Raw genomic sequence first — 13,544 nt, forward strand, 5'->3', positions numbered from 1 at the left:
ACTCAGTTACTGATGAACTACAACGCCATTTTTGACGACATCTTTACATGGATTCACGCCGTATGAGTAAGCGAGTTGTGCTGGTGTAGTGATATCCCACAAGCAAAAATCTGCCTGCATACCTTGTGCTAATACGCCGACATTGTGCTCTATTCCTAATGCTTTAGCTGCATTGGCAGTAATGCCTTTTAGCGCTTCTTCAGGGGTTAATCTAAATAGGGTACAAGCCATATTTAGCATTAGTAGCGTTGAGCAAATAGGGGATGAACCGGGGTTAAAATCACTGGCGACGACTATAGGCACATGATGTTTGCGCAATAAATCAATTGGCGGCATTTGGGTTTCACGCAGAAAGTAATAAGCGCCTGGTAATAAGGTGGCACAGGTACCGCTGGCTGCAAGGGCTTTAACGCCGTCTTCATCTAAGTATTCAATATGGTCAACGGACTTTGCGCCAAGTTTGGCTGCCATTGCCGAGCCACCCATATTGGATAATTGCTCTGCATGGAGCTTGATCTCAAGACCTGCTTCTTTCGCGGCAGTTAATACTCGCGCAGTTTGGTCTAAGTTGAATGCAATATTTTCACAAAATACATCAGCGGCATCAGCTAAACCTTGTTCAATCACTGTTGGCAGCATGTCATTAATAACCAAATCCACATAGGCATCAACATTGTCTTTATATTCTGGTGGAATCGCGTGGGCACCTAAGAAAGTCGTTTTAACATCAACGTGGTGATGTTTACCTAACTCTCGAGCTACCTTTAATAGTTTTACTTCAGTGTCGGTATCGAGGCCATAACCAGACTTTATCTCAACAGTGGTGACACCTTCTTTGGCTAAGGCATTTAAGCGTTGACGACCTAATTCAAATAATTCGGCTTCATCGGCTTCACGACAGGCCTTTACGGTAGAAATAATACCGCCGCCAGCGCGAGCGATGTCTTCATAGCTTGCGCCCTGTAAGCGCATTTCGAACTCATTTGCTCGGCTACCGGCAAAAACTAAATGGGTGTGAGCATCAATGAGGCCTGGTGTTAACCAACCGCCTTTGCCGCGGTAGACAGGAATATCAAACACATCGAATTCTGGTAAATCTTTTCGCTGTCCAATCCAAGCAATTTTGCCATCTTTTACTGCTAAAGCTGCGTCGGTAATTGCGCCATAAGCGGCTGAATTAGTTGGATCCATTGTAGCGATATTGACGTCAATCCAAACGTGATCCCACGACATAGCAACTCCGTTCTCTGTAAAATTTTATTCTAATAGTGACAAAACAATACTTGTTTTTACTTGTATATACAAGGTAAGGTTAAAGCCGAGTTTTTAGTCAGTCAGTGGCTTTTATCGGCAATAGCACCATGATATCGGTGTTGTTTACAGCAATAAAGAGCGGTTTTAAACCATTGTCACTGATGACATTAGACAGACAACCACCTATGGATAAGACGATGGCACTAGCAAAATTTGAACAAATTAAGCAGTACATTCTAGCTCGCATTGAAGCGGGAGAGTGGCAAGAAAATGACCGTGTGCCATCTGAAAATCAGTTAACCGAGTTAATGGATTGCAGCCGTATGACAGCTCGCCGCGCGTTAACTGAATTAGTTGAATCTGGTGTGTTAGAGCGAAGCCAAGGCTTAGGTACATTTGTCGCGGGGCTTAAGTCGCAATCTTCGTTGTTGGCGATTCGAAACATTGCTGACGAAATTAAAGACCGTGGTCATGGCTATAGCGTTAAACAATTAGAACTATCCCAAGTTGCAGCAGAAGGTGCGGTGGCAATTTCATTGGGGTTAGCAGAGGGCAGTCCGGTGTTTTACTCGGTATTAGTTCATTGCGAGCAAGACCAACCTTTGCAAGTGGAAGAGCGTTATGTGAATCCGCACATGATCCCCGATTATTTAAAGCAAGATTTCAATCTGCTGACGCCTCATGAGTATTTATCTAAAGTTGCGCCGTTAACTGAGGCGCGCCATACAGTAGAGGCAGTGATTGCCAATGAGCAAACCCAACAACGATTAGCGATTGAAGCAACTGAGCCTTGCCTACAAATTTTACGTCGCACCTGGTCCCGTAAAGGTGTGGTGAGTTTTGCCCGATTAATCCATCCCGGCAGTAAGTTCAGCTTGGGTGGCCATTTAACGTTTAATCAATAAAAACAGTCAAACCACAGCCTCATTAACGACTCCATTAAATGGTGTTGTGGTTGAAGATTAATAAAAGGAAAAAGCATGAATAATAGACATGATCCTAGCCGCAATATTATTGCGCCACACGGTACAACACTCGCCTGTAAAAGCTGGTTAACAGAAGCTGCCATGCGCATGTTAATGAACAACCTGCACCCAGATGTAGCTGAGCGCCCAGAAGACTTAGTGGTTTATGGTGGGATTGGCCGCGCCGCCCGAGACTGGCAGTGTTATGACAAAATTATTGAAGTGCTGCAACGCCTTGAAGATGACGAAACTTTATTAGTGCAATCAGGCAAACCTGTGGGCGTATTTACCACCCATAGCAACGCACCACGAGTGATTATTGCAAACTCAAACTTAGTACCACATTGGGCTAATTGGGAACACTTTAACGAACTCGATAAGAAAGGTTTGGCAATGTACGGCCAAATGACAGCGGGTTCTTGGATTTATATTGGTACTCAAGGGATTGTACAGGGCACTTACGAGACCTTTGTGGCAATGGCAAAACAACACTTTGACGGCAGTGCTGCTGGTAAGTGGATTTTAACCGGTGGCCTTGGTGGCATGGGCGGTGCACAACCTCTTGCTGGCACCATGGCGGGATACTCAGTACTGGCATGTGAAGTTGATGAAACCCGTATTGATTTTCGGTTACGCACCCGGTATGTAGACAAAAAAGCTACTTCATTAGATGAAGCGTTAGCAATTATTGATGAAGCCAATACTTCTGGTAACCCTGTATCAGTCGGTTTATTAGGTAATGCTGCCGATATCTTTGCTGAATTGGTTGAACGTGGTGTAACGCCAGACGTTGTGACTGACCAAACTTCTGCGCACGATCCGTTAAACGGTTATTTACCTCAAGGTTGGACGCTAGAGCAAGCTGCTGAAATGCGTAAAACTGATGAAGCTGCAGTAGTAAGCGCGGCTAAAAAATCGATGGCCGTTCAAGTTAACGCCATGCTAGCACTGCAAGCGGCAGGGGCAGCAACAACCGATTACGGTAACAATATCCGCCAAATGGCATTTGAAGAAGGTGTTGAAAATGCCTTTGATTTCCCAGGTTTTGTTCCCGCTTATGTTCGTCCACTGTTTTGTGAAGGTATTGGACCGTTCCGCTGGGTAGCTTTATCTGGTGACCCTGAAGATATTTATAAAACAGATGCCAAAGTGAAAGAGCTAATTCCTGATAACCCACATTTACATAACTGGTTAGATATGGCCCGCGAACGTATTGAGTTCCAAGGTTTGCCAGCGCGAATTTGTTGGGTGGGCTTAAAAGACCGCGCACGCTTGGCATTAGCGTTTAATGAAATGGTTAAAAATGGCGAGTTATCAGCGCCGATTGTGATTGGTCGAGATCATCTAGACTCTGGCTCTGTTGCCAGTCCAAACCGTGAAACTGAATCAATGCTTGATGGTTCTGATGCGGTATCAGATTGGCCATTAATGAATGCCTTATTAAATACTGCCAGTGGCGCAACTTGGGTGTCATTACACCATGGTGGCGGCGTCGGTATGGGCTTCAGCCAACATTCAGGTGTGGTTATTGTGGCTGATGGTAGTGATGATGCTGCCCAAAGATTGGGGCGCGTGTTATGGAATGACCCTGCAACAGGTGTGATGCGCCATGCTGATGCTGGATACGATATCGCCATTGACTGTGCCAAAGAGCAAGGTCTTGATCTACCAATGCAAGGAGCCAAGTAATGACTGCGACACAACATAGATTACTGCTAAACCCAGGTACTTTATCATTAGCTCAATTACGAAAAATTGGTCGTGGTTCGGTTCATATTACCTTAGTGGAAGAAGCGAAAGCGGATATCAACACCAGTGCAGGACTTGTGCAACAAGTGCTGGATGAAGGTCGCACCGTTTATGGCATTAATACCGGTTTTGGTTTGTTAGCGAACACTAAAATCGCCCCTGAAGATTTACAATTACTGCAACGTTCAATTGTATTATCACATGCTGCGGGCACTGGCCAATACATGCAAGATGCAACTGTACGTTTAATGATGGTGTTAAAAATTAACTCATTAAGTCGTGGTTTCTCGGGCATACGTTTAGAGGTGATCAATTTCCTTATTCAGCTAGTTAACGCGGGTGTTTACCCATGTATTCCTGAAAAGGGCTCAGTAGGAGCATCAGGTGATTTAGCGCCACTTTCACATATGTGTTTACCACTGTTAGGCGAAGGTGAGATGAGCTATCAAGGCCAAATCATTACTGCTGCTGAAGGCCTTGAAATTGCAGGTCTTACGCCAATTGAACTTGCCGCTAAAGAAGGGTTAGCATTATTAAATGGTACCCAAGCATCAACTGCATTAGCCCTTGAAGGCTTATTCCATGCAGAAGATTTATTTGCAGCTAGTTCGGTGATTGGTGCGATGAGTGTTGAAGCTGCAATGGGCAGTCGTAGCCCATTTGATGCACGTATTCATGCCGCTCGTGGCCAAAAAGGTCAGATTGATTCCGCGGCTATCTTCCGTAATCTACTGGGTGATGAGTCTGAAATCAGTACCAGTCATGTTGACTGTGAAAAGGTGCAAGATCCTTATTCACTGCGTTGTCAGCCGCAAGTGTTGGGCGCATGTTTAACGCAAATTCGTCATGCGGCTGAAGTACTCGCTGTTGAATCAAACGGCGTAACTGATAACCCATTAGTCTTCCAAGACACTGGCGATATTATTTCAGGTGGTAACTTCCATGCAGAACCAGTGGCCATGGCAGCGGATAATTTAGCGATTGCCATTGCTGAATTAGGTTCAATATCTGAGCGCCGTATTGCCCTGCTAATTGATTCAAGCTTATCTAAACTACCCCCATTTTTAGTTGAAAATGGCGGAGTGAACTCTGGGTTTATGATTGCTCAGGTTACCGCTGCAGCGCTTGCATCTGAAAACAAAACCTATGCACACCCAGCATCTGTAGACAGTTTACCGACTTCAGCAAACCAAGAAGATCATGTGTCGATGGCCACATTCGCGGCGCGTCGCTTACGTGATATGTCTGAAAATACCCGTGGAGTGTTAGCTGTTGAACTGCTTGCTGCTGCGCAGGGATTAGATTTCCGTAAGCCTTTAGCCCCAAGTGATGCGGTGGCAAGTGCTAAAGCTGAGCTACGTGAAGTGGTCGATTATTATGATAAAGACCGTTTCTTTGCCCCAGATATCGATAACGCCACCGACCTGCTTTATAGCGCGAGCTTTAATCGATATTTGCCAGCTGGACTATTAGCCAGTTTCTAATAAGTTACTGTTAATAAAAAAGGACCTTCGGGTCCTTTTTTTATTGTCATTAAACAGGGAGCTTTAATAAAATTATATAGTGAAACCAAATGAAATTATCGCTGCTTCTGCACTGGTGTCATAACCTGCGCCAATCACAAAACCTTCCATAAAGGTGTAACGGATACCAAATTCTGCGCCCCAATCTTTTTGGCGGTCACGTTCCCATACAGGCTCTGCGCCTACGATTAATGGTACGATATTATCTGTGGTATTTTCTTCGTAAATGAATACAGTCGCACCACCATAAACACTTAAATCTTGGGTTAAGCTGTAACTTAAACCAAAGCGCCACATGTATTCTTTGGCGTAACCTTCGCCCGGTTCAGGTACGTCAATGTCGTATTCACTGCCCCATGCATAGCCAATGTAGTAGCCCCAATCAGCATAATCTGGGTCAAAATGTCTCGCAGCGATAGTGACACCAAACATATCGCCACGGGTATCAATGTAATCCACTAACAAGGCTACTGAAGGAGTGTAGTTTTGTTCTTCTTCAGTTGTGTTTGCTTGAGCTTGTTGACTAGAAGCCACTAAACTAAGAGTAACCGCGATGGTAAGCCAGAATTGTTTCATTGAGTACCTCTACCTGTTTGGATGGCGCTATTGTTAGGGTTTGAGAATCAGAGGTCAATATTTGCTCGTAGATTTACGACAGATGTCATGGAATGTTCTATTGTTGTTGTGAGTTTGTTTTATGTCAGTGGGTGGCTTAATAAGCTTTTGTCATATATTTGATTGTCATCGTTTAAAACAAGAAATATGGTATGTTAGCCGATGATTTGTAGGTCATTAAAGGAATAAAAGTAGTGGATAACGAGTTACGCACAGATATTGCCCAATGGTTATTGGAAGCGGGTGTAAATAGTCAGCCCTCGGACAGTTTGGCGACGTCGATTTTATTGTTTGCTAGTTTTTTGATTGCAACCATTGCTTACTACATCACTAAAAAAGTGTTTGTAAAAGCAGTGAACACTGTCATCCAAAAATCTGCGGTAACTTGGGATGACATTTTCATGCGCTATGGCGTATTGGAAAAGTTGGCTTTGTTAGTACCAGCATTCATTCTCGACTTGTTTGTGCCTATTGTATTAACTCATCAGGAATTATTAGGCATCATACTTGACCGCAGTTTAAGTGTACTGGTGGTGATTTTTATCATTCGTGCATTGTATTCAGGTCTTGATGCCGTGAACGAAATTGCCGACGTCAAATTAATCAGTCGTCGTTTGCCTGTTAAAAGCTTTGTACAGCTGACCAAGTTATTCTTATTTTTCATTGGTGCCATTATTTCGGTATCAGTGCTTGCAGATCAGTCGCCAATTTACTTTTTAAGTGGTTTAGGTGTTGCGACCGGTTTGGTGATGTTGGTGTTTAGAGACACCATATTAGGCTTTGTTGCTGGAATTCAGCTTGCTGCAAACCGCATGGTGAGCAAAGGCGATTGGATCCAAATGGATAAGTACGGCGCTGATGGTGCGGTAGATGAAGTCTCGCTTAACACGGTTAAAGTACGTAATTGGGATAACACCATTACGATGATCCCAGCCTATGCTCTAGTATCCGATGCGTTTAAAAACTGGCGTGGAATGTCTGAAAAAGGCGGCCGCCGTATTAAGCGTTCGATTAACCTTGATGTGAATAGCATTCATTTTTTAACTGACGAAGACATGGTGAGATTATCTAAGGTGAATTACCTAAAAGATTACTTCCCAAAAATCATTTCTGAAATTAGCCATTCTAATGAGCAAGTTAGTGATTTCGATATGCCAGTGAATGGTCGCCGCTTAACGAATGTAGGTACCTTTAGAGCTTATTTGGATGCATATTTACGTCACAACAATAAGCTTCATAAAGACATGACCTTAATGGTACGTCAGCTTGCGCCAACCACTGAAGGTTTACCTATTGAGCTGTATGTATTTACCAATGATACCCGCTGGGCATTTTATGAAGGGATCCAAGCGGATATTTTTGATCATGTGTTTGCCATATTGCCAGAGTTTGGCTTAAAGGCATTTCAAAACCCAACAGGCAATGACATTCGCAGTATTAAGCCTGAAACAAAGGTTCATTAAGTAAGTGTTATCGTTTTTTATGATATTGACTCAAAGCCACTGATGAGTTCAATGCTGTTAAACACAACGATTAATAACAAGCTGTTAAAACCAAATTAAGCTATCACGGCTTAGTTTGGTTTTTTTGTTTCTGTAGGCTCAATTCTGGGCTCATACGAAGGGATTATTTTAGGATGATGCCCCGTTATACCTCGAAAGAAATCCATAATTTGGTTCATGTCTGCGGTCATATCACCGCTCGTTTCCATTGGAGTATTTAGCACTATGGATCTGCGTGAAAAATCCAAGCCAACGGTAATAATAGGAACTTTGGCCTTTACTGCAATATGATAAAACCCCGTCTTCCAACGGGTAACGGCGCTGCGAGTGCCTTCTGGTGCTAACGCCAGCTTATATTGGCTATCAGCTTCAAAAAGTTGCACTGCGGCATCGACCATATTGTTATTTTTACTGCGATTAACTGGACTACCGCCTAGCCATCTGAAAAACCATCCCCACGGTGGAATAAACAATTGATGCTTACCTAGAAAATGAATTTTTATCCCTAATGCTGAACGGGCTATAATCCCAATAATAAAATCCCAGTTGCTGGTATGAGGGCCAACAACCATGATGAATTGACCATCATGAGGGGCACAGCCTTCAAACCGCCAGCCATTAATATTAAGTAGCCATAAACTAATTTTACGAAACATGGACTTTTTTCCAGTTTATTTGTATCTGATACGCTAGAATCTAGCGATAAGATAATGAAATATTTTACGATTATCATATTGAGGACTATAAACACTCAAGGTGATATCGCTTTAGCAACAGTGTCGGTTTTATCTGAAAAATGTCAGGTAGAAAGACAAGTTGAGCCATTAATGAGTATCAACGTCAGTGCTGTGATAGTTAACTAACCTATCGTATTCATTGCCGTAATACAAAAGTGCCAATTGATTATTTCTTTGTGAAATGGCAATTAGGCAATGAGCAAGGAGAGTGTGTGAAGCACCTTACAATAATCAGTATTAGTGTCATTTGTATGCTGTTTTCAATGGCGACTATTACAAAAGCTACAGCAGCGAATGTTGCCGATGAACAGGTTACAGAAGCACAAGCTGCAAGCGAAACGGTTAGCCAAACAAAAACCGAGCAAGCATTGAAAACTGTGCCGCTAAAGCCTTCGACCACCGAAAAAGTCGAAGTGGGCTCAATTGAGCCTGTTGATGGCGCTGATATTAAAAAAGCGAAAGCCAGCGAACCAGATGCCGCAACTGTGAGCGATGTTGTTAAAAGCACTGCAGACGAAGTCGTTAAGCAGCCTGAAACATTTACACCAATTACTCCTGTAGCTGCAGTCGATATTAATCCTGAAGATGCAGCACCTATTTCATTAGATGAAGTGAACTCTGATAGTGCTATCCCAACCGATCGTATTCGTTCGGTGATTTCGAACCAAGAAAAAGCTTGGAATAGTGGCAATATTGATGCCTACATGGAAGGTTACTGGAAAAGTGACAAATTACGTTTCGTATCAAATGGTAAATATAACTATGGTTGGGATTCTATTCTTGCCAGTTATAAGCGGAGTTATCCCACACCACAACGCATGGGAAAGCTCAGCTTCAATGTTCGTGAAATTAAAATGTTGAGTAACTACGCGGCGTTAGTGGTTGGTCGCTGGACACTAGAACGAGCCAAAGATAAACCTAGCGGTGTGTTTACCTTATTAATCGAGCGTATTGATGATAAATGGGTTATTACTCACGACCATTCATCAGATTAGTCATTATCGACATGAACTATAGAGCTTAGGGCAACTATTCAAGATTAATATTGAATTTTTGTTGCCCTAAATTCCTCGCTTTGCCATCAAAACGTACTTCAGTAAATTGGATATTTCCTTGGGGATCTTGCATCACAATACTGGTGGAGCGAGTGCCGTATTCTGGATGCTTAATAAAAATGGCTGACAGTAGCCTTTCCCATTCTAGATCGATACCAGTATTGGGCAAGCTGGCATCATCCGCTTCAGATTCATCACGCATCAAGGTCAGCATTTGTTCTATATCTGGCTCATTATGGCTCAATACATGCTGTTCTAATGCTTGCTGGCCTTTAGCCATCTTTGGCCATACATCATCTAAAGCGCCATTGCTGACAGCATGAAAGCCTTTATTCAAAGGTAGATTTTCAGCTGTGGAGCTATTAAAACACCAGAGTTTATTGTCTTGCTGATAAACCACATTGAATGGACTGTAATTGTCACTGTGTTGCTTTAGCCATTGCTCATTAAAACCGATATCACTGGATAGGGCTTTAAGCACTAACTCGCCACGACTGCGCATGCCTTCGTTTTCAGTATTGTGACGGATGTTGGTGAGTGCAGCGAACTGTCCGAGCTTGTTAACACCTAACCAAGTGCCGCCTGCTTGTAAATCTTTACCTGCAAGAACCTGTGATGTATTGGTTGTTTGTGGCCAATAGTGGGCTGGCTCAGTAGGGCGGTGATGGAATTCATCACGATTAGCGCAAACGATTAATGGCCATTTAGGATGCATGTCGACAGCGATAAATAAAATGCACATAAGCTCTACCAAAAGAAGATGATAAAACATCATAACCTAATTTTTAAAGGCTAGGGTCTGTTGATCTCTGCCGGTTAAGTTTTGTTCGAAATAAAAGTCGTTTTAATTGAGGCGGATGGATTGATGCCTAGTCATCTAAGCAAAATTCATCCAACAAAGAGTAAAACGACTTTTAGTCGAACCCTTTGGGCAGCGTTTGTTGGCCATTTTTACTGCGTTATCGACTTTTTATGTAGAATAACTACACCACAAAGTCTCTACCTTGTATAAATGGCCAACAATTCGCTGCAAAAATAACCTTGAAAGATCAACAGGCCCTGAGCATTAGCAAAAGAAGATTACTCACTTTATGGAGTCTTTGAAGGTAACTAGCTGAGATATTTTAGATGAGAGGGCTGAGTTGAGAGGGCTTAGTTGTAAGATCATAGCTTTGATGAGTTGTTAGCGAAGACATACGCTCAATGCCGAAGGTTAGCTAGGGCAATGAGCGATTTAACCATCAATTAATGGTGATGTTTATGGCTGTGCTTGTGACCTGAATCAGAGCCATGGTTGTGATCATGTTCGTGATCATGGCTGTGGCCTTTAAACTTGATCATCAAACGGCTGAGAAACTCTCTTGGGCCTAAACGTAGTAGGCTAGCGCTGAAAATTAACCCAACTATCACTACGCCGGCAATATTGATGCTATTCGGTAAGATTAATAGCTGATGCCAATCGACTAATAACTGTTCTGCAAATATTAACGCGATAGCTAATACTGCTGTTAATGCTGCGCGCATAGTCCAATTCATTAATTTAAGCTGGCTGATACTAAGTACTGGTGCAGCAATCAATGCGAAAGCGACGGCAACGTTACTCCAGCCACTATAAGCCAAAGACAGAGCTAATACTGCAGCGCCGAGATTACAGAAACGCATCGGCAAAAATACCGCCAGTAATATCATCACTTGCAATGCAGGGTGCTCAAGGTGCACAGATGGGTGACCAATCAGGTTTGCCAAAATAAGGCTTAATGCAATCCAAGGGGCACTTCGGTCAACGAGATGGGCAAAACCAAAACGCCAACATGAAGTCGGTAAGTTCTCATGAGGGTCGGTCAGTTCGACTTTACCTAAACTTAATAATGCGCCTACAAGCAGTAAACCAATAGCTTGATACAGAGCAAACCAAGGGCCAAGCAACAGTAATGTAATAAATAAAGCTTCGGGGCCTGCTAGGCGTTGCAACCAACGGCTGGCTAAACTGTTATTTTGAGGCGATAACCCAGCTTTAAAGCGAGCAGTCGCAATCAAGTAACTAATAATGACAACAGGTGAAACGGTCAGTAACCAATTAATAAACTGGCCTGAGCCATGACTATGATGGACATGATCATGACCACCAGTATCAACAAGTACTAACACGGCAAGTAAAGCGACACCCAATAAGCTGCCAATGCCTGCTTGATATTGATAGCGCCCTTGCTGATCTTCATCATGATTTCCGTGAGGTTGATGCAATACAACATGCAAGATTGAACCAGTCACAAAGGCTTGTAAGTAAACGGTATTGTCGATACTAATATGTTGAAGAAGCTGCTCGCCTGTAAAATATCCCACACCGGTTAAAATCATCATTGCGGCAAGGACTGCACTCGCCCATCGGGTACCTACTTGTGGTTTCAGCAGCCACCAAATCGCTACTCCTACAGGTAAACGATGCATGATTACGCCAAGCGCCAGCAAAATGGAATTGCCCTCTTGTTGGGCTAATACCATCGCACCACCATCAGTAATGGTATGAAGGAGTAGCCCGCCGATTCCTAAGGTCAGGGTGACATTATGAGTAATGTCAGAGTAACGGTGAAATAGTCTTTCGCTAGCGGTTGGCCCCCAAAGACCAAGCACAACAAACAATAGGGTGAGGATCCCACCATGCTCGAGCAATTCTGGCAAAATATGGATAAGCACTAGTCCGCCTAAAGAGACGAAGATAAATCCATCTAGGCCTTTATGTAGCCCACTTCCCGAAGAAAAGTAGCGATAACAAAGCGGCCCAAATAAAAGTGCGATACAACTAGCGACAAGATAGAGCATGGAATCCAAAAGAATCTAAGAAACGGAAAAAACAATCAAGTATATCCTAGTATTTCGTTTAACTTAATACTTGCTGCGCTTGATTATTCATCATCATGAGGATTTACACGGTAAAGCCTAATAGAAAAATAACTAATTATACTGCTCATACCTCCTAAATAGCTGTATTAAGTATACAATAGCGACTCTTTGTTAATTATTAATAGAATAAATGTAATGGACATATTTTCAGCTGCAGTGATGTTATTTTTGATCATGGATCCGTTAGGGAACTTGCCAATATTTGCATCGATCTTGAGACATATCGAACCTAAAAAGCGTCGCCGAGTACTAATCCGCGAGTTATTAATTGCGCTTGCCATTATGCTGCTGTTTTTATTCGCTGGCGAAGCGATTCTTAACTTTCTAAATTTACGCCAAGAGTCGGTGAGTATTGCTGGTGGTATTATCCTGTTTTTAATAGCAATTAAAATGATATTTCCTCAACCGGGTGGTGTCGTAGGGCTTGCTGCTGGTGAAGAGCCTTTTATCGTACCTATGGCTATTCCACTTATGGCTGGGCCCTCTGTATTAGCGGCGTTAATTTTACTTGCCCATAGTGATAGCTCTCGAATGACTGATTGGACGATAGCTTTATTGGCTGCGTGGGGCGTAAGTGCTGTTATTTTGCTGTTTTATAAAGTCTTCACTCGACTATTGGGTGAAAAAGGCCTTACCGCGGTAGAGCGACTAATGGGAATGGTACTAGTAATGATATCGGTGCAAATGTTTCTGGATGGGGTATCGAGTTACTTGAAGAGTACAGCATAAGATTAGCGATGATCCCTATAGGGATAGTTTTCGTATATTAAGGCCGCAACAGCGGCCTTTTTTGTGCCTAGTGTTCATTGTTAAGCTTTTGTAATTAAATGATATTAACCTATCCCTTCGGGTCTATGTATATTGGTGCGAACATTGGTTGTGTAAATGTGGTCAAAAATTCTCACATTCAAATTGTAACCGTCGAGTAATAACTGTTAATGTTCGGTTAATCTACAATATTGTAAGTTGAATTATGAAACGGATTTTAGCAGTACTTTTAAGCGGTTCTTTGCTGGCATGCAGCCACCAAGCTGCAGTTCAAAATACCCATGCAGAGGTTAAGCCACCTAAAATACAGTGTGGTGCCACTCCGCCACCACTTGATACTCAAGGGATAAGAGATAATTTACTTGAGCGTGGGGATATCACCCCCGATATGACTGAAGCAGAGCAACAAGCTGTTGTTAATGAATATATCGCTAAACGCAATAATGCCTACAAAAAATGTAAACAAGGGAAGTAG

Annotated in this window: 12 protein-coding genes; 7 read left to right on the top strand and 5 right to left on the bottom strand. The window is 42.8% G+C overall.

Annotation, left to right across the window (positions count from 1 at the left end; genetic code table 11):
• Window positions 1–6 precede the first annotated feature (6 nt).
• On the bottom strand, window positions 7–1,233 hold the full coding sequence (gene hutI / locus AC0L4E_RS19580; RefSeq protein ID WP_473681265.1) for an imidazolonepropionase: 1,227 nt from the start codon (window positions 1,231–1,233) through the stop codon (window positions 7–9).
• Between the two features lie 218 nt (window positions 1,234–1,451).
• Between hutI and hutC the strand changes: the two genes are divergently transcribed.
• The 3 genes from hutC (at window position 1,452) to hutH (ending at window position 5,452) form a co-directional block, all read left to right on the top strand.
• On the top strand, window positions 1,452–2,159 hold the full coding sequence (gene hutC, locus AC0L4E_RS19585; protein ID WP_473681267.1) for a histidine utilization repressor: 708 nt from the start codon (window positions 1,452–1,454) through the stop codon (window positions 2,157–2,159).
• 75 nt (window positions 2,160–2,234) lie between these two features.
• A complete protein-coding gene (hutU, locus tag AC0L4E_RS19590; RefSeq protein ID WP_473681269.1) occupies window positions 2,235–3,908 on the top strand; it encodes a urocanate hydratase in 1,674 nt (557 codons plus the stop codon).
• A complete protein-coding gene (gene hutH / locus AC0L4E_RS19595) occupies window positions 3,908–5,452 on the top strand; it encodes a histidine ammonia-lyase (RefSeq protein WP_473681271.1) in 1,545 nt (514 codons plus the stop codon). Before hutU ends, hutH begins: the two co-directional genes overlap by 1 nt.
• Before the next feature lie 72 nt (window positions 5,453–5,524).
• On the opposite strand, the gene AC0L4E_RS19600 is transcribed toward hutH, so the two are convergent.
• A complete protein-coding gene (locus tag AC0L4E_RS19600; protein ID WP_473681273.1) occupies window positions 5,525–6,067 on the bottom strand; it encodes a TonB-dependent receptor in 543 nt (180 codons plus the stop codon).
• A 233-nt stretch (window positions 6,068–6,300) separates the two neighbouring features.
• Between AC0L4E_RS19600 and AC0L4E_RS19605 the strand changes: the two genes are divergently transcribed.
• Complete coding sequence (locus AC0L4E_RS19605) at window positions 6,301–7,569, top strand: mechanosensitive ion channel family protein (protein WP_473681275.1); 1,269 nt, start codon at window positions 6,301–6,303, stop codon at window positions 7,567–7,569.
• A 110-nt stretch (window positions 7,570–7,679) separates the two neighbouring features.
• Here AC0L4E_RS19605 and AC0L4E_RS19610 read toward each other — a convergent pair whose 3' ends face one another.
• Complete coding sequence (locus AC0L4E_RS19610) at window positions 7,680–8,264, bottom strand: lysophospholipid acyltransferase family protein (RefSeq protein ID WP_473681277.1); 585 nt, start codon at window positions 8,262–8,264, stop codon at window positions 7,680–7,682.
• Between the two features lie 653 nt (window positions 8,265–8,917).
• Between AC0L4E_RS19610 and AC0L4E_RS19615 the strand changes: the two genes are divergently transcribed.
• Window positions 8,918–9,340 carry a YybH family protein gene (locus tag AC0L4E_RS19615; protein WP_473681756.1) on the top strand — a complete coding sequence of 141 codons (423 nt, stop codon included), beginning with the start codon at window positions 8,918–8,920 and terminating at the stop codon, window positions 9,338–9,340.
• A 34-nt stretch (window positions 9,341–9,374) separates the two neighbouring features.
• Here the strand turns inward: AC0L4E_RS19615 and AC0L4E_RS19620 are convergent, their stop codons facing one another.
• Window positions 9,375–10,142: an NRDE family protein gene (locus AC0L4E_RS19620; RefSeq protein ID WP_473681279.1), complete on the bottom strand. Its 768-nt coding sequence runs from the start codon at window positions 10,140–10,142 to the stop codon at window positions 9,375–9,377.
• A 503-nt stretch (window positions 10,143–10,645) separates the two neighbouring features.
• On the bottom strand, window positions 10,646–12,220 hold the full coding sequence (locus AC0L4E_RS19625; RefSeq protein ID WP_473681758.1) for a metal transporter: 1,575 nt from the start codon (window positions 12,218–12,220) through the stop codon (window positions 10,646–10,648).
• Between the two features lie 216 nt (window positions 12,221–12,436).
• On the opposite strand from AC0L4E_RS19625, the gene AC0L4E_RS19630 reads away from it, so the two are divergent.
• Window positions 12,437–13,030: a YhgN family NAAT transporter gene (locus AC0L4E_RS19630; protein WP_102527576.1), complete on the top strand. Its 594-nt coding sequence runs from the start codon at window positions 12,437–12,439 to the stop codon at window positions 13,028–13,030.
• A gap of 244 nt (window positions 13,031–13,274) precedes the next feature.
• Complete coding sequence (locus AC0L4E_RS19635; RefSeq protein ID WP_473681281.1) at window positions 13,275–13,544, top strand: hypothetical protein; 270 nt, start codon at window positions 13,275–13,277, stop codon at window positions 13,542–13,544.

It is taken from the genome of Shewanella sp. GJ50-10 (assembly GCF_055808815.1).